The sequence below is a fragment of the Ruegeria sp. AN11 genome (assembly GCF_056536005.1).
Window position 1 is genome coordinate 489,082 of sequence record NZ_JBQFJD010000001.1, and the last position, 16,462, is coordinate 505,543.

The 16,462-nt window shown below is 58.2% G+C and carries 20 protein-coding genes and 1 tRNA gene; 9 read left to right on the plus strand and 12 right to left on the minus strand.

Features of this window, described 5'->3' with window-relative positions; all coding sequences use genetic code 11:
- The first annotated feature begins 15 nt into the window (after positions 1–15).
- Together ACR3EQ_RS02390 and ACR3EQ_RS02395 are read left to right on the plus strand one after the other, a co-directional pair.
- Positions 16–498 (plus strand): GNAT family N-acetyltransferase, encoded by a 483-nt coding sequence (locus ACR3EQ_RS02390; RefSeq protein ID WP_170616578.1) that lies wholly within the window; start codon positions 16–18, stop codon positions 496–498.
- A gap of 47 nt (positions 499–545) precedes the next feature.
- Positions 546–622 (plus strand) — tRNA-His (locus ACR3EQ_RS02395).
- A gap of 113 nt (positions 623–735) precedes the next feature.
- Here ACR3EQ_RS02395 and ACR3EQ_RS02400 read toward each other — a convergent pair.
- The 8 genes from ACR3EQ_RS02400 to ACR3EQ_RS02435 form a co-directional block, all read right to left on the minus strand.
- Positions 736–1,542, minus strand: coding sequence for an ABC transporter permease subunit (locus ACR3EQ_RS02400; RefSeq protein ID WP_170616575.1), 807 nt, complete (start codon positions 1,540–1,542; stop codon positions 736–738).
- Positions 1,539–2,426, minus strand: a complete 888-nt coding sequence (locus ACR3EQ_RS02405) for an ABC transporter permease subunit (RefSeq protein ID WP_170616573.1) — start codon at positions 2,424–2,426, stop codon at positions 1,539–1,541. The genes ACR3EQ_RS02400 and ACR3EQ_RS02405 overlap by 4 nt, the downstream gene beginning before the upstream one ends.
- A gap of 82 nt (positions 2,427–2,508) precedes the next feature.
- Complete coding sequence (locus tag ACR3EQ_RS02410) at positions 2,509–3,258, minus strand: transporter substrate-binding domain-containing protein (RefSeq protein ID WP_170616571.1); 750 nt, start codon at positions 3,256–3,258, stop codon at positions 2,509–2,511.
- Between the two features lie 33 nt (positions 3,259–3,291).
- Entirely contained in the window at positions 3,292–4,068 is a 777-nt protein-coding gene (locus ACR3EQ_RS02415) for an ATP-binding cassette domain-containing protein (RefSeq protein WP_170616569.1), read from the minus strand.
- Between the two features lie 125 nt (positions 4,069–4,193).
- A complete protein-coding gene (locus ACR3EQ_RS02420; RefSeq protein ID WP_170616567.1) occupies positions 4,194–4,946 on the minus strand; it encodes a PhnD/SsuA/transferrin family substrate-binding protein in 753 nt (250 codons plus the stop codon).
- Positions 4,943–5,380: a tellurite resistance TerB family protein gene (locus ACR3EQ_RS02425; RefSeq protein WP_170616564.1), complete on the minus strand. Its 438-nt coding sequence runs from the start codon at positions 5,378–5,380 to the stop codon at positions 4,943–4,945. Before ACR3EQ_RS02425 ends, ACR3EQ_RS02420 begins: the two co-directional genes overlap by 4 nt.
- A gap of 20 nt (positions 5,381–5,400) precedes the next feature.
- Positions 5,401–5,850 carry a tellurite resistance TerB family protein gene (locus ACR3EQ_RS02430; protein ID WP_170616560.1) on the minus strand — a complete coding sequence of 150 codons (450 nt, stop codon included), beginning with the start codon at positions 5,848–5,850 and terminating at the stop codon, positions 5,401–5,403.
- Positions 5,851–5,892: 42 nt separating this feature from the next.
- Positions 5,893–6,186 carry a DUF1330 domain-containing protein gene (locus ACR3EQ_RS02435; protein WP_170616557.1) on the minus strand — a complete coding sequence of 98 codons (294 nt, stop codon included), beginning with the start codon at positions 6,184–6,186 and terminating at the stop codon, positions 5,893–5,895.
- A 264-nt stretch (positions 6,187–6,450) separates the two neighbouring features.
- Here ACR3EQ_RS02435 and ACR3EQ_RS02440 point away from each other — a divergent pair, with 264 nt between their 5' ends.
- Positions 6,451–7,248 carry a peptidoglycan-binding protein gene (locus ACR3EQ_RS02440; protein WP_170616555.1) on the plus strand — a complete coding sequence of 266 codons (798 nt, stop codon included), beginning with the start codon at positions 6,451–6,453 and terminating at the stop codon, positions 7,246–7,248.
- Positions 7,249–7,295: 47 nt separating this feature from the next.
- Here ACR3EQ_RS02440 and ACR3EQ_RS02445 read toward each other — a convergent pair whose 3' ends face one another.
- Entirely contained in the window at positions 7,296–8,939 is a 1,644-nt protein-coding gene (locus ACR3EQ_RS02445; RefSeq protein ID WP_170616552.1) for a CTP synthase, read from the minus strand.
- A gap of 160 nt (positions 8,940–9,099) precedes the next feature.
- Positions 9,100–9,465 carry a preprotein translocase subunit SecG gene (gene secG / locus ACR3EQ_RS02450; protein ID WP_170616550.1) on the minus strand — a complete coding sequence of 122 codons (366 nt, stop codon included), beginning with the start codon at positions 9,463–9,465 and terminating at the stop codon, positions 9,100–9,102.
- Positions 9,466–9,615: 150 nt separating this feature from the next.
- Between secG and nthA the strand changes: the two genes are divergently transcribed.
- The 5 genes from nthA to ACR3EQ_RS02475 all read left to right on the plus strand — a co-directional run bounded on the left by nthA (position 9,616) and on the right by ACR3EQ_RS02475 (position 12,986).
- Complete coding sequence (gene nthA, locus ACR3EQ_RS02455) at positions 9,616–10,230, plus strand: nitrile hydratase subunit alpha (protein ID WP_170616548.1); 615 nt, start codon at positions 9,616–9,618, stop codon at positions 10,228–10,230.
- Positions 10,227–10,904 carry a nitrile hydratase subunit beta gene (nthB, locus tag ACR3EQ_RS02460; protein WP_170616546.1) on the plus strand — a complete coding sequence of 226 codons (678 nt, stop codon included), beginning with the start codon at positions 10,227–10,229 and terminating at the stop codon, positions 10,902–10,904. Before nthA ends, nthB begins: the two co-directional genes overlap by 4 nt.
- Complete coding sequence (locus ACR3EQ_RS02465) at positions 10,901–11,230, plus strand: nitrile hydratase accessory protein (protein ID WP_480489664.1); 330 nt, start codon at positions 10,901–10,903, stop codon at positions 11,228–11,230. The genes nthB and ACR3EQ_RS02465 overlap by 4 nt, the downstream gene beginning before the upstream one ends.
- 218 nt (positions 11,231–11,448) lie before the next feature.
- Complete coding sequence (locus ACR3EQ_RS02470) at positions 11,449–12,744, plus strand: adenylosuccinate synthase (protein ID WP_170616541.1); 1,296 nt, start codon at positions 11,449–11,451, stop codon at positions 12,742–12,744.
- Positions 12,744–12,986, plus strand: a complete 243-nt coding sequence (locus ACR3EQ_RS02475; protein WP_170616529.1) for a DUF2842 domain-containing protein — start codon at positions 12,744–12,746, stop codon at positions 12,984–12,986. The genes ACR3EQ_RS02470 and ACR3EQ_RS02475 overlap by 1 nt, the downstream gene beginning before the upstream one ends.
- A gap of 128 nt (positions 12,987–13,114) precedes the next feature.
- Here ACR3EQ_RS02475 and ACR3EQ_RS02480 read toward each other — a convergent pair whose 3' ends face one another.
- A complete protein-coding gene (locus tag ACR3EQ_RS02480; protein ID WP_480489665.1) occupies positions 13,115–14,740 on the minus strand; it encodes a hypothetical protein in 1,626 nt (541 codons plus the stop codon).
- Positions 14,741–14,863: 123 nt separating this feature from the next.
- Between ACR3EQ_RS02480 and ACR3EQ_RS02485 the strand changes: the two genes are divergently transcribed.
- Positions 14,864–15,571: a thiamine diphosphokinase gene (locus tag ACR3EQ_RS02485; protein WP_480489666.1), complete on the plus strand. Its 708-nt coding sequence runs from the start codon at positions 14,864–14,866 to the stop codon at positions 15,569–15,571.
- Here the strand turns inward: ACR3EQ_RS02485 and ACR3EQ_RS02490 are convergent.
- A complete protein-coding gene (locus ACR3EQ_RS02490) occupies positions 15,516–16,430 on the minus strand; it encodes a DMT family transporter (RefSeq protein WP_480489667.1) in 915 nt (304 codons plus the stop codon). The two genes, ACR3EQ_RS02485 and ACR3EQ_RS02490, sit on opposite strands and share 56 nt — an antisense overlap.
- Between the last annotated feature and the right edge of the window lie 32 nt (positions 16,431–16,462).

Sequence of the window (16,462 nt, forward strand, 5' to 3'; positions counted from 1 at the left end):
GCGGTCAGATGGCTTATGAAAGATGCGCTTATCAGACCGTTTCGTTCCGACGACGCATCGTGGCTGGTTGACCAACACGACCGTCTCTACACGCGCGACGAAGGCTTTGACCACACATTTGCACCGCTTGTTGCCGGTATTCTGGACGCATTTACCGCATCGCATGATCCGGCCAGGGAACGCGGCTGGATTGTTGAACAGGCGGGCGAAAGGCTGGGAAGTATTTTCTGCGTGTCGCTGGACCGTGACACGGCAAAGCTGCGGCTGTTTCTGCTTGTGCCGCAAGCAAGAGGGCAGGGGCTGGGCAAACGGCTACTGGACACCTGCATGAGCTTTGCGCGCACTGCCGGTTACAAGGAAATGGTCTTATGGACGCATGAAAGCCACAAGGCCGCGTGCGCGCTTTACAAGGCGCACGGTTGGCAACTGACGGGCAGCAAACCGGTGCATTCATTCGGCGTTGATCTGGTTGAACAAAGCTGGAGAATTCAGCTTTAATCCTCTTGCAATCCCGCTGCGCGTTCGGTACATCGCCCCTCACGAGTGCCGCCTTAGCTCAGTTGGTTAGAGCGCTGGATTGTGGATCCAGAGGTCCCCTGTTCAAGCCAGGGAGGCGGTACCACTTCTCCCTATTTTCTCAGGTACGGATTTTCGCAACCTAACCCGCATCGGGCTAGGGCCAATAGACGTTCGGGCCTAGTTGTCCAGACCCGGTCATTGATTCAAAAGCGTTTGTTAACGCGCCAGATTCAGGCGAAGCCGCATTTTGGACCGTTTGGCCTGCGGCAGGTGCCGGTTCAGGTGCTTGTTCACCCTGCCGAACCCCCAGACGATCACCAGTGTTAGCAGGATGAAATAGAAGGCCAGAATCGGATAGGGAACAAACGGGTTGAACGTTTTGTCCGCAAAATAGCTGGCGTAGTACAACGCGTCTCCGCGTTGTTGCCAGGCCGGGAAGGCCGAGAAGAACACCAGCGTGGTTGCGTGGAACAAAAAGATCGCCTCGTTTGTGTAGGCAGGCCATGCTAGGCGCAGCATCGTAGGCCAGACAACGCGGCGGAAACGGGACCACCCGGTCAGACCGTAGGCGTCGGCCGCCTCGATATCGCCCTTTGGGATCGAGCGCAGGGCGCCATAGAAGATTTCGCCCGTATAGGCGGCCGTGTTCAGGAACAGAACGATCAGCGCCCCAAGCCATGCCGAGGTCAAGGCGTCGAACATGGGGTAGGATTTCTTCAGCGACAGGAAGAAGAAATAGGCAAAGAAGAACTGGATGAACAGCGGCGATCCCCGGAAGATGAAGATGAACCATTCAGACGGTTTGCGCAGCCATTTGTTGGCGGACGACTTGCCGACGGCCAGTGCGGTGGCCAGAAAGAACCCGGTCGCCAGCGCCATCAGGCCGAAATAGACGTTCCAGATCATCCCCGATCCGATCAGGGTGAACTGTTCGCACAAGGTAAAATCGTTGCGCGGCAGCAGGCGCTCGCCGAAGCCGATCGAACGCAGGGCATAGTCCTGGATGGTTTGCAGGCAGCTCATGCGGTGGTCTCCTTGCGCAGCAATTCTCCGCCGGATGTTGCCTGACCGTGCGACAGTCGCCGCATCAGTCGTTCAAGCCCGATTTCGGATACTCGGGTCATGCCCAAATAGAAAAGCAGGAGGAACAGGAAATACCACATGCGCCAGTCACCATGCGGGTATTGCGTGAATTTCGACGTCTTGGTGCCACCCAGCTCACGCGCCCAGTAGACGATATCCTCAATCCCCAGCAGGAACAGCAGGGGCGTGGCTTTGATCAGCACCATCCACAGGTTCGACAATCCGGGCAGGGCATAGACCCACATTTGCGGAACAAGCACGCGCCAGAAGGTCTGACGGCGGGTCATGCCATAGGCCTCGGCGGTCTCAAGCTGGGCGTGCGGCACGGCGCGCATCCCCCCAAACAGAACGTTGGCGGCGAATGCACCGAATACGATCGAGAATGTGATGATGGCCAGAAAGAACCCATAGGTTTCATGCACCCATTCCGGCGAAGTGCCCAACGGCAGCTTGGCGGCCTGACAGACGATGAAATCATTGCCCTGTCGAATCGGATCGGTCCAGTCGGGGCAGAAGACCTTGTGGCGGGTCCATTCGAACGCCTGATCCAGTGCAATCACGAAGAACAGGAAAAACGCGATGTCGGGTACGCCTCGAACGATGGCGATATACCCCTTGCCCAGCCAGCTGAGCGGTGGGAAATGTGACCGGGCGGCCATGGCTCCTGCGAAACCAAAGCTCAGCGCGACAGGGGCGGTGACAGCCAGAAGGGCCAGTACCTTGACGAACGAAAGATAAAACGACCAATGCACGCCATTGGTCAGATAGCAGGAAAACCAGCGGAAAGTGCCGAGCGTGTCGGGATCGGTACAGTAGGAGAACATAAGGCGTCTTTCGAACGTCGGATCCGGCGCGGGGCCAAGACAGGTTCGGCGCCAAGAGGCGCCGAACCATCAGACAGAGTTTTTAGTTGGTAACGACTGAGCCGTCAGCGTTGTATGTCGGAACGCCTTCGCCGAACCACTTGATGATCAACTCGTTCAGGCTGCCATCCGCCTTCATCGAAGTAATGGCTTCGTCGAACTTGCCGCGCAGCTCGCCGTCGGATTCACGGATACCGAGACCGATGCCGCCGCCAAGCGGAACATCGTCGCCGACAAATACCAGTTCACCGCTGGATTCTTCGACGATCGGCACCAGGAAGTCCTTGTCTGCAAATACAGCGTCAGCCTCGCCGTTGCGAACCGCAGCGATGGTTTCTTCAGGGGTTGCAAACTCGACAAGGGTCGCGCCGGATTCGGCCACGTGGCCGGCCTGGATCGTTGCGGTTTGCGCCGCTACGATGCCGCTGCTTACGTCAACACCTTCGGATGCCCCGACATAAGCCGATGCCGCCGGAGGGAAGTAGTTCTGGGTGAAGTCGATAACCTCATCACGCTCATCGGTGATCGACATGCCCGCGATGATGGTGTCGTAGTTGCCCGAAACCAGGTTCGGAATGATCGAATCCCAGTCGTTCTTGACCCATTCGCATTCCAGACCGGCGCGCTTGCACAGTTCATCGCCGACTTCGCGCTCGAACCCGTCGATCTCGCCGGAGTCATTGATGAAGTTATACGGAGGGTAGGCGCCCTCGGTCCCCATGCGGACGGTGTCGGCCATTGCCATGCCTGCGGTCAGCGCCAGTGCTGCAGTGGTCAGAATCAGGTTTTTCATTGGTTACTCCCCATTAGTGATTCTATCGATCAGTTAAGCCGCCTTGGTGGCGGAGAGAAAGCCCCGAAGCCGTTCGGATTCCGGGGTGGTAAAGATATCTTCGGGCAGGCCTTCTTCTTCGATAAGGCCCTGATGAAGAAAGACAACGTGGCTGGAGATGTCAGCAGCCATCTTCATGTCGTGGGTTACGATGATCATGGTGCGGCCCTCGGCGGCCAGATCCTTGATCACCTTGATGACTTCCTGCTCCAATTCGGGGTCCAATGCCGAAGTGGGTTCGTCAAACAGCAGCGCCTCGGGTTCCATGCACAGCCCGCGCGCGATAGCTGCGCGCTGTTGCTGACCGCCCGACAGTTGCGCCGGATAGACGTCACATTTGTCGCCGATACCCACTTTTTCCAGGTATTTGCGCGCGCTGTCTTCAACCTCGGCCTTGTTGCGGCCCAGAACGGTTACGGGTGCTTCCATCACGTTTTGCAGAATGGTCATGTGGGACCAAAGGTTGAACTGCTGGAATACCATCGACAGGTTGGTCCGGATGCGCAGGACCTGTTTGGGGTCTGCGGGCCGGCGATGATGGCTGTCACCACTCCAGCGAACTGGCTCACCCTTGAACAGGATTTCGCCCTCCTGACTGTCTTCCAGGAGGTTGCAGCACCGCAGCAGGGTCGACTTTCCGGAACCGGAGGATCCGATGAGCGATACAACGTCCCCGCGCCTGGCTGTAATATCCACCCCCTTCAGCACCTCCAGATGCCCGAAGCTTTTGTGAAGGTTCTTGATCTCGATAACGGGAGTGGAATCTGTCACGGGTCGTCCAGTTGTTGTGAGTGTTAGTGCGGTAATAGGGCGCAAAATGTTGGGCAATGCAATGCGCAAATAACATGTTCCCATCGGGAAACGACCAAATTGAACAATTCAGCTGTTCAATTTGTTCAGTCGTGCGACCCGAACGCTTGCGGGGCCGGGGGCGTGGAAACCGCCAGGTAGCGCTCGGCCGGGATGTCGACCAAACCGTTGATGTGCAGTGCCTGGCGGTCGGCATCTGACAAACGGTTAATGGCCCTTCTGACGGCCCCGGCGATGCGACCGGCGTCTTGCCCAAGGGCAGTTATGTAGGGCAGCGTCGGTGTCGGTTCCGTTCTTGCGACTTCGCGCAGTTGCGATCCCAGTTCTGTGTGTTCCCTGAGCAGCGTCCAGGTCAGCAGGTCGAGCGAGGCATAGTCGGCCCGTTCGTCCGCGACCGCGTTGGCGGAGCGCGCGTGGCCGCCGGTTTCAAGCAACTCACCCGGGCGCAGGCCCAAAGCGGATAGATGAGTAACAGGTGCGGACCACCCAGATTGGGACAACGCCTCGTTATAGGCGAAGATGCCGGTCGCCAATTCGGACAAAGGGCGTGTGTCATCGGTGCGGGCCACAAACACGGAGCAGTAATAGCCGGTTGGGCAGTCGGGCAGGCCATAATCGGGCGTGCCGACCAGTTGCACTTTTCCGTGCAGGCTTGTGCGGTAGGGCATTCCGCAGGTTTGCGACAAAACCAGATCGGGGTCTTGCCAGACCTCCCAGAAATCCTGGTCTCGGGTCAGGTGCGTCGGGCCGAACCCAAGTTCCGCACGAATCAAGCTCCAGAACCGGTCATTGGCCGCGTGAAGCGCGGGCATGTCGTACATGCCCAGCATCGCCGTCACGATTTGGCAGCCTTTTGTCTGGCTAGCGCGGAGTCCACGTCGCTGACACCCAGAAGACTGACCACTAATCGCAGAAGCGAATCCTCTTCTCCCGAGCGCTGCCCATCGGCAAGAGCCACAGACCACATTGCCTGAACGACGGCCAGCCGGTCGTCATAGGCGACGGCTTCCTTGATGGCGCGGGTAAAGCGCACGGTGTCGGGTGCCTCGCTTTCAAGGTCTTCCGCGCGGGCACGAAGACCGGCGGCCTCGAAAGGGGACAGGCCGTAGCGTTCCGCCGAAATCCGGTCGATCCGCGCCATTTCAGAGTCTGCATAGTCGTTGTCGGACCGCGCGATACGAACCAGCAAGGCGGTCAGCGCCAATCGGGCATCGTCTTCGGCAAGCGGGTCGGGCTGAGGCTGGGAAAGCCGTGACAGAAAATCCTTGAACATGAGAGAGATATAGATCCGGTTTATTCAGCTTCCAAGCGTGACAGCACCCGTTCGCGGGCAATCTGGCTGTCCTTGAAGCTAAGGCCCATGGCAATCCGGGCCTCTTCCACGATTTTCATTTCACCTTCGTCAGAGTTGCCATCGGCCAGCACGATCTCCCACAAGGCATCCAAAGCCGCCAACCGTTCTTTCAGGTCTGTTGTTTCGCGGATCAGCTTGCCGAATGTGTCGGTGTCGGGGGCCGCCGCGTGCAGCTTTTCGCAAGTTGCCCGCACTTTTGCAGCCTCGATCGCGTTGTGCTGGTAGAGGCGGGCCAAAATCCTGTCGATCAGGCTGATTTCTTCAAGCTTATAATCCCGATCCGCCTGTGCCACCCGCACCATCAGGGCCCCAAGAGCCAGTTCGGCATCCGGGTCGGGCAGGGTCGTCTGCTGGGGTGGGCGAAAGGCCTGAAAAAGCTTTTTTAGCATGAGCGCAGCTTATCCCATATTTTGTAGGTCGCCAAGCGTGGACTACCCGTCATAGCCCTGAACAATCACCAGATCGCTGGTCGCGACCGGGTCACGCAAAGCCTTGGCACATTGATAGGCGTCGCTATCATAACAGGCCAGCGCGTCCTCATAGCTTGGAAATTCAATCACGACCGTACGCGACCGCGAGGTGCCTTCCTTGATTTCGTATTCACCACCGCGGACCATGAACTTTGCCCCATAGGCGTGAAAAGGTTCGGCGTTTGCCGCAATGTAGTTTTTGTAGGTTTCAATGTCGTCCACATCGACGTGAGCGATCCAGTATCCTTTGGTCATAACTTGCCCTCTGATTCACGCTAAACGTGGCCTGATTGTGTGGCACATGGCAATCCCGCAAATGACGAAAACAACCCTTCGGAGTTTATTTGCCGGATTTGCCCGATTTGCGGAAATCGTGTATGCATAATGATGCATTAGACAAAGCAATTTTCGCCTCACGTATTCAGCGGAGCGTTGCTACGATTAAGTCTCCTTTTGAGAAACTGGCGCGGGCCGGACACGCTTTGATGTTGTGAGATGCGGTATTTCAGGAGGTCAGAAATGGTTAAGCCCAAGAAAGTTGTCGACATACCGAAAAAGATCAACAAAGGGCTAAGCTCTGCCAAGCGGTCCACAATGTTGGCTATCCTTGGCATGCCGCGGCCTGTGCTGGACAACAAGTGCCGAGGGATTGCAGGAAACGACAAGCTCAAATCGCTGATGGTCACAGACGACGTGGGGCCGTTCAAAGCGACCGGCCTGAAACCCGCTATTGCTTCGCTGCGCGGCGTTATGGCGGATGTGAAAGATGCTCATCCAGAAGTGTTCAAAACCCTTGGGAGTTCGGGGATGCTGTGTGTCCGAAAAATCAAGAACAGCAACAATCCGTCCAATCATTCATGGGGTTGCGCAATCGACATCAATATCGAAGGTGCATTGGATGGTATCGGTGTCAAAGGGGGAACCGCTGGTAAGGACGGCAAGACACTGGCGGGCCTTGCCGCGATGGCACCGTTTTTCAACGCGGCTGGCTGGTTCTGGGGCGTGGGTTTCAGCAGTTTCGAAGATGGAATGCACTTCGAGATTGCGGACGAGACCATACGCAAGTGGCACAAGGACGGTGTTTTGGGAGAGGCGATTTCAAACCGGACCGTCCCCAACGCGAACCTTTCCATTGGCGATATCGGGGCCGAAGTTCAGGAACTGCAAAAGCGGCTGGCGGAATTGGGCTACGACATTATTGCGGATGGTGAATTCGGCCAGATCACGCATGCAATTGTGATTGATTTCCAGGCAGAAAACGGTCTGGAACCGGACGGGATCGTCGGGCCCAAGACCCGCAAAGCACTAAAGCTCTGAATGGTGCAGTAGCCGGGCGCTGTTCAGCGCCCGGTCAGTCTGTTGTGTCAGACCAGGCGCGACGTTTCCTTGGCCGCGCGCACGAAATCGCGGAACAGCGGATGCGGGTCAAACGGCTTGGATTTGAGTTCCGGGTGGTATTGCACCCCGATGAACCACGGGTGATCCGACCATTCGACAATTTCCGGAAGACGGCCGTCAGGTGACATGCCCGAGAAGTTCAGGCCCGCCTTTTCAAGCTTGTCCCGGTACTTGATGTCCACTTCATAGCGGTGCCGGTGGCGTTCCTCGATATTGGTGTTGCCGTAGACCTCGGCCACTTTCGATCCTTCGGCCAGCACTGCGTTGTATGCGCCCAGACGCATGGTGCCGCCTTTGTCGTCACCGACTTTGCGTTCGATCTTGTGGTTGCCCTGCACCCACTCTTTCAGGTGGTAAACCACGGGTTCAAAACGTTTCTTCCCGGCCTCGTGGTCGAATTCCTCAGAGCCCGCCTCGGTGATGCCGGCGGCGTTCCGCGCCGCTTCGATGACGGCCATCTGCATGCCCAGACAAATACCCAGATAGGGCACCTTGTGCTCGCGGGCATACTGCGCGGCCTTGATCTTGCCTTCTGTCCCGCGCTCTCCAAATCCGCCGGGGACAAGGATGGCATGGTAGCCTTCCAGATAGGGCGCGGCATCCTCGGTGTCGAAGATTTCCGCATCAACCCATTCAATCTTCACCTTCACCCGGTTCGCCATTCCGCCATGGGTTAATGCTTCGGCGATGGACTTATAGGCATCTTCCAACTGAGTGTACTTGCCGACGATGGCGACCTTCACTTCACCTTCGGCGTTGTGGATGCGATCGCTGACATCTTCCCATTTCGCGAGATCCGGTTTGGGGGCCGGGCTGATCTGGAACGCATCCAGAACGGCCTGATCCAGCCCTTCATGGTGATAGGCCAATGGCGCGTCGTAGATCGTGGAAAGGTCTTGCGCCGCGATCACGCTGTCCGGGCGCACGTTGCAGAACAGGGCCAGTTTCTCGCGCTCTTTTTGGGGGATCGGACCTTCGGAGCGGCAGACCAGAATGTCGGGGGCCAGCCCGATGGAACGCAGTTCCTTCACCGAGTGCTGGGTTGGCTTTGTTTTCAGCTCACCCGAGGCCTTTATATAGGGCAGCAGCGTCAGGTGCATAAAAATGCACTGGCCGCGTGGTTTGTCCTGGCTAAACTGGCGGATGGCTTCAAAGAAGGGCAGGCCTTCGATGTCACCAACGGTACCACCGATTTCGCACAGCATGAAATCGACCTCATCCTCGCCGATGGCGATGAAATCCTTGATTTCGTTGGTAACGTGCGGGATCACCTGAATGGTCTTGCCAAGGTAATCGCCACGGCGCTCTCTCTCGAGCACATTGGAATAAATTCGCCCCGAACTGACCGAGTCGGTTTTTCGGGCGGCAACACCGGTGAAACGCTCATAGTGACCAAGATCCAGATCGGTTTCGGCCCCGTCATCGGTGACGAAAACTTCGCCATGTTCAAACGGCGACATCGTGCCGGGATCGACGTTCAGATAAGGATCCAGCTTGCGCAGACGCACCGAATATCCCCGGGCCTGCAACAGCGCGCCCAAGGCCGCCGACGCCAGTCCTTTGCCCAAGGACGAAACCACACCACCAGTGATGAAAATAAATCGCGCCATGTTTTTTCGGCTGCTCCCGTGAGACGTCAAAATCAGCTGCCCGGCGGTTCCGAAAAACCGCTGCATCACGGGACTTCACGTATAAAGGATTCGCGCCAATAGCGCAAGAGAACCGCAAGATGCTGTTGCAGTTCTCTTTCAGGTTTCTAGGTCTAGTGAATCAGTCGGCTTGCGGAATCAGCGGCGCGTTGTCGCCCTGCGCCGGTGGCAGAAGATCATCCGCTGACGGAACCGCTGGTGTGCTGTCTTCTGTTGCGGCCGGTGCCGGAACGCCCAGACGATCGATCACCGAACTGCCCGAGGATTTCTGAGCCGCCAGAATGGTCAGCGTGATCGAGGTTACGATAAAGCATGCCGCCAGGATCCATGTCAGCTTGCCCAGCGCGGTTGCAGCCGCACGACCGGTCATGGCGCCACCACCACCCCCGCCCATGCCAAGGCCGCCGCCTTCGGACCGCTGCATCAGGACGACGGCGATCAGGCCCAGAGCCAAAAGAAGATGGATGATGAGAACGACGTTTTCCATGGTGGTCCTGTACAGCGTGGCGTGTATCGCGTGGTATCTATGCAAGTTTGATGCTGGGGGCAAGGGAGGAGTTGGCATCAAGAACCCTGATGCTTCAGATCACGTCAAAGGGACTGGACAGCAGGGCTTTTCCTCGCGCAGGCTGCGGCCATGCCACATGATGATCACGATCACCCGCACGCCCTTTTGCCGCCCGAACCCGCGCTTCGCGTTAAGGCACTTGAGACGATTCTGACACGCAAGGGTTTGATTGATCCAGCCGCGCTGGATGAGATCATAGATACGTATCAGAATAGGATCGGCCCTCAGAATGGTGCCCGCGTTGTCGCCAAGGCGTGGAGCGATCCGGCCTTCAAGGCCGCGTTGCTGGAAGATGCCACGCCGGTTGTTGCCGAACTGGGATACTACGGGCGGCAGGGTGAACATATGGTGGTGGTGGAAAACACGCCCGATCAGCACAATATGGTCGTCTGTACATTGTGCAGCTGTTACCCTTGGCCGCTGCTTGGAATACCACCGGGCTGGTACAAGTCGGATGCCTACCGGGCGCGTGCAGTGCGAGAACCTCGCAAGGTACTGGCGGATTTTGGCGTGACGCTGCCCGATAACACATCGGTCCGGGTTTGGGATTCCACGGCCGAGGTTCGATACCTTGTACTGCCGATGCGTCCGCAGGGAACGGAGGGGTTAGGCGAAGACGAACTCGCCACGCTTGTCACGCGGGACAGTATGATCGGGACCGGATTGCCGAAGGTGCCGGCATGACTCGCGTGCACGACATGGGTGGACGTTTCGGCGACGGACCGGTTCGCCCCGAGCCCGAGGACGGCCCTGTATTTCCCGAAGACTGGCACGCCCGGGCGCTGGCGCTGACCCTGGCAGCCGGATCACTGGGACAGTGGAACATCGACATTTCCCGCCACGCACGGGAACGCCTGTCGCCCAAGGATTACACCCGGTTCTCGTACTATGAAAAGTGGATCTCCGCCCTTGCCGATTTGTTGGTGGAGCGCGGCATCCTGACGCCTGATGACCTGCAGGGGAACCCGTCTGAAAGCCCACATCCGTTGGCAGGCAAGGCCATGAAAGCCGAAGCAGTGGCCCGTGTACTATCCAGTGGTGGTCCCGCCGATCGTCCGTCGGATATTCCGGCCAGGTTCGTGGCAGGCCAGGACGTCGTTACCTCGCATCTGGCGGCCAATCGTCTTGTGGACGGCGGTCACACGCGTCTGCCCATCTATGCCGCCGGTGCAAAGGGGCGCATTCTGAGACTGCACGGAACGCATGTTTTTCCCGATTCAAACGCACACGGTCTGGGAGAAGCCCCTGAACCGCTTTACGCAGTGGTCTTCCCCGCATCTGAACTCTGGGCCAACCCGGAACACCCGAGGGATGAGGTGGTTTTGGACGTCTGGCAGAGCCATCTGGAACCCGCATGAGCACCTGTCTGACACATTCGGCACCTCAGCCCGTTTTTGACCAGCCATGGCACGCACAGGTCTTTGCGATAACCATGGCCCTGAACGAAACCGGTCGGTTCGGTTGGTCAGATTGGGTCGCCAGGTTTTCGGCGACCTTAAGAAAACATGGGCTGAGCAAAGAGTTGGATGGCGGAGATGATTATTTTCACGCCTGGCTCGAAACGCTGGAGGCGCTGTTGGCAGAGCATGGTGATGCTGCCCCGGATGAACTCCTGTTGCTGCGACACGCTTGGGAAGACGCCTATCTGACGACGCCTCATGGTGTGCCCGTTTGCCTCAGGTAAGGGTGAGGGGGCGCTGCCCCCGCCGCCCACCGGGCGACTCCCCCGGGATATTTCGGGCCAGATGAACAAGGGATCCGGACTTCATCTGGCCCAAAAATATCCCCGCCGGAGGCATCGCGCGCAGCGCGATTTGCGGATGCGTCGAATTACCTGTTTCCCTGCTGCTGTCACCTCGCTATACGAGCCGGGTTTGATAAATCAGCACAAAAGGACCTGGTATGGCCAATGTGGTTGTTGTCGGAGCCCAGTGGGGCGACGAGGGAAAAGGCAAGATCGTCGACTGGCTCAGCGAACGGGCGGACGTGATCGCGCGTTTTCAGGGCGGGCATAACGCCGGTCATACTTTGGTTATCGATGGCGAAGTCTACAAGCTTCATGCGCTGCCATCCGGTGTTGTGCGCGGCGGCAAGCTGAGTGTCATCGGCAATGGCGTGGTTCTGGATCCGTGGCATCTGGTCAAAGAGATCGAAACGGTCCGGGCACAGGGTGTCGATATCACGCCCGATACACTGATGATCGCAGAAAACACACCGCTGATCCTGCCGATTCACGGCGAACTGGACCGCGCGCGCGAAGAGGCTGCAAGCAAGGGTACCAAGATCGGCACAACCGGGCGCGGCATCGGGCCGGCATATGAAGACAAGGTCGGTCGCCGTTCGGTCCGTGTTGCGGACCTGGCGGACGAGGCAACTCTTGAAGCTCGGGTTGACCGGGCGTTGCAGCATCACGACCCGCTGCGCAAAGGCTTAGGGATCGAGCCGGTTGACCGCGACGGTCTGATCGCGCAGCTCAAGGAGATTGCGTCGCAGATTCTGCCGTTTGCCGCCCCGGTCTGGAAGGTGCTGAATGAAAAGCGCAAGGCGGGCAAACGTATTCTGTTCGAAGGGGCGCAGGGCGCCTTGCTGGACATTGATTTCGGAACCTATCCCTTTGTGACCTCGTCCAACGTGATCGCAGGGCAGGCTGCAACCGGGGTCGGCATCGGCCCGGGGTCCATCGATTTTGTGCTGGGTATCGTCAAAGCCTATACGACGCGCGTGGGCGAGGGGCCGTTCCCCACGGAACTGGAGGATGATGACGGTCAGCGCCTTGGTGAGCGTGGTCACGAATTCGGCACGACCACTGGTCGTAAGCGCCGGTGCGGTTGGTTTGACGCCTGCCTGGTGCGCCAGACCTGCGCGACCAGCGGTGTGAACGGTATTTCGCTGACCAAGCTGGATGTTCTGGATGGTTTCGAGACGCTCAAGATTTGCGTGGGTTACGAACTGGATGGCGAGCGCCTGGATTATCTGCCCACGGCGGCAGATCAGCAGGCGCGCTGCAAGCCGATTTATGAGGAAATGCAGGGTTGGAGTGAATCGACCGAAGGCGCGCGCAGTTGGGCGGACTTGCCAGCCAATGCGATCAAATACGTTCGCCGTGTCGAAGAACTGATTGAATGCCCTGTCGCCCTGTTGTCCACCAGCCCTGAGCGGGAAGACACCATTCTGGTGACAGACCCGTTTGCCGACTGATGAGCGACGAACAAAAAACCGGCCTGAGCTACAAGGCGCGCCGCCGCTGGTCACTGATTATTCTGCTGGTTGGCTTGCCCGTTTACGTCGTTGCCGTGGTGACGGTTGTGAACTGGCTGGATCGCCCGCCAATCTGGCTGGAACTGCTGGTTTACATCGTGCTTGGTATCTTGTGGGCATTGCCGTTCAAGTTCGTTTTCCGTGGCGTTGGCAAAGAAGATCCGGACCAGGGATCAAGTTAGCCACGCTGGCCAAAGCAAGTGTGTTGGAACGACAGAAACGTACGCGTCTTCCGGTTCGTTCCCAGATCGTTAAACAGAAAAAGGCCGGAGGTGTCCTCCGGCCTTTTTCTGACTAAACCTTTTGCGGATCATCCCGCTGCGCGCTCGTCGCTGGGGCGAAAACCGATCTGGTTCGAGGCGGCAAAGCGGCCTCCGCCAGCCTTTTCGATTTTTCCATCCCGCAACAATTGACCGAACGAACGCAGGCTTTCTTCGCGGTTGAATTCGTCCTGCTTGAGGGACCGGACCTTGTTCATCAATTGCGGGCGCGAGAACTGTTCCTGACCCTCGATAAAGGACAGGTATGCAGCGGCGGCTTCCAGCAGATCAGGCAATGACTGAGCGCCCTGTTCCTGGGCGAACGTCGCGAAACCACCTTCGTCAGCAGACTTTTCTTCTTGCGGGGTGGTGACACGGCGGGGCGTGACGGGGCCAGATTCGTTTTGCTGATTGTCGATGCGCTGTTCCGCCACCAGTTTAAGCGGTGCAGCGGCATCGGATTCCGGACGCATGCTGGTGACCTGAATTTCCGGGCGGCGCGGGCTGACGACCGACGCCAGATCCCCACGGTATTCCTGATCCTGAGCTTTCTCGGCAGATTCACCCTTTTCCTTGCGCTCGGCTTCGGTGGCCGCAACCGCGGTGCGCAGGTGGGAATATGTCTCGCGCTGATCATTTGCTGCCGGGTCATCAAGTTGTTCGTCGGCTTTGTCCATCAGGCGGGACACGTCCAGATCAAGGCTCGAATGATCCTTCGGCTTTTGGTCTTCGGCCCGCTGCGCCAGTTCTGCCTCGACGGCCGAGATCTCGTCCAGCAGTGCAACTTCATCTTCGGCAGTCAGGAGACGCTTGTTGTCTTCCGCTGCTTCCTCTTGCGACTCAACTGCTTCGGATTCCTCTTCCTGCTCTGCCACGTCTTCTTCGCTCAGGATGTTTACGATCTCGTCTTCTTCTGCTTCTGCTTCCGGCTGTTCGTCTTCCGTCAGATCATCAAGGTCCGAAAACAGCGCGTCCGCTGCCGGAGCTTCAGCCTCGTCTTCAAACTCTTCGGATACAACAGGCTCCGGTGCGGGAACAGGTTCTGGAGCGGCGGGTGGGGTAGCCGCTTCGGGTGCAGGCATCGAGACAGGGGGCACAGGCTCGATGTCTGCCGGGTTCAGCGCGCCCGCCTCAAAGGCTGCGGCCACGGCGTCAACCGGGGCAGCGCCACCTTTCAGCAAGGTGCTGTCTTCGTCTTCCGAGTATTCGACAGGATTGTCAGTCGAGTGCGAAACCACCGCGCGGATCCGCTGAAGTTTGGCGGCGATGCTGTCAGCAGGGGGGGCTGGCGCAGCATCGAAGGGTTCGGCAGTGGCAACGGGTTGCGCTGGTTGCGGTGTATTGACGACGTTGAGATCGGGGGCACTGATGGTTGGTTCCTGTGCTGGCGGCGTTGCGGGCGTGGCGATCGTGGCTGAACTTTCGGTTGCGCGCAGCAGCAGGCCAGTGTCGCTCTGTCTGGCTTCCACACGTTTCGAGGCGTCCCGCTGTGCGATCCGGGTCAGCATTTCGGCGTCAGGCTGTGGCGGTTCCGAGCCGAAGTATCGATCATCTGCTGCAAGGTCGCGAAAGTACTCGGCAATCGCTTTCATCGTTTCAAACGAATCGTCAAAGCCTTCTAATGTGCAGGAGAAGGTTCCATAAGAAACGGTCAATACCTTGTTATTCTGTACCATCAGACGCACGTCCTTTACAAACTACCTGAACCAATTCGCCCGGAATCAGGCACACGTATTGGTTCGAAACTCTCTATATGAACCTATCATTTTGTGGTCTGAATGTGTCCAAATCCGGGAAAAATGATCAATCTTAGAAAAAATGCGCCGATTGTGCGGTCGTCCGAGCCAATCTTACTGGTTGGCGGAGGGCAAATCGGGCCCGATGATCTGAATCTGGCGCTGAATCGCGCCAATTTGGCCGTTGCAGCGGATGGTGGTGCGACGGTTCTCAGGGAATCGGGGCGTATTCCGGATGCCGTCATCGGTGATTTCGATTCGCTTTCCGCATCAGACCTTGAAGAGATACCGGCGGACCGCCTGTTTCCCATACCTGAACAGAACAGCACGGATTTCGACAAGGCGCTGCGCAATATCGAAGCCCCGGTGGTCTTGGGCGTTGGCTTTCTGGGCGGGCGTCTGGATCACCAATTGGCGGTCCTCAGCGTACTGATCAAGCGTCAGGACCAATCATGCATATTGCTGGGAGAGCACGAGGTCGTGTTTCATACGCCGCCTAAGGTTTCCCTGAACTTGCCGAAGGGGAGCGTGGTATCCCTGTTTCCCCTGCAAAGGGTGACAGGACGCTCGCAAGGGCTGGAGTGGCCGATCGATGATCTGGTTCTGGAGCCGGACGGTCAGATCGGCACGTCCAACCGGGCGGTATCCGAAGTCACGTTGCAGATGAATGGCCCGGGTCTGGTTGCAATGGTTCCCCGCGGCGCGCTGGATCAGGTCATGCACGCGTTTCTGTCGGCGCAGACCGGGCGCTGGCCCGCTCGCGCAGAATGACGTAAAGACCTGCCGCCATCGTGATGCCGATCCCCAATGCGGCGATGCCGTTGGGCAGGTCGTGAAAGATCAGCCAACCGAACACGGTCGCAACCGGGATTTCCAGATACTGCATTGGCGCCAGTGTTGCTGATGGGGCATAGCGTAACGACCAGGTCATCAACAGGTGGGCGACGGTGCCCAGAACACCGATACCCAAAAGCAGCCAAACCGCGTCTTTGTCAGGCAGGCTGAACTTCAGTTCCGGAACGTCAATGGCGCTTCCTAGGGTCAGCACAGGCAGCAGGATCAGCGTTGCCATCGCGCCCGAGACAGCCTGGAGCGAAACCGGATCGGTTTCCTTGGCGATCTGCCGCGTGACAAGCATGAACAGCGCAAACACCACGGCCACGATCAGCGGCAGCAGGGCAGGCGCTCCGACCTGAGCGAAGCTGGGCTGAATGACGAGAAGCGTACCGGCAAACCCCACGACGCAGGCCAACAATCGCCTTATGCCAACCTCTTCATCCAGAACGAACCTGCCCAGAAGCAGCATGATGAAGGGCATAACGAAGGCGATAGCGATGGCATCGGCCAGCGGCAGGAATTGCAAGGCGCTGAACATCGCGGTGATGCCAAGGATGTGCAGACCGGTCCGGATCACGGTCAGTTTCAGAATACGCCCCCGCAGACGCCAAGGACGACCTGTGAGGGCGACCAGAGGGATCAGGATCAGTGCCTGCACGGCAAACCGGGTGAAGACCAGTATGCCGATCGGAGTTGTCTCACCCAACAGTTTGGCCATGGCATCACCCAGCGGGGCGAGCATGCAAAAGCCAAGCATCAGAATGATGCCGAGTACGGGTCGGTCCTGAGTCATGTTCGCGACGCTAACGATTTGCTGCGGACGGG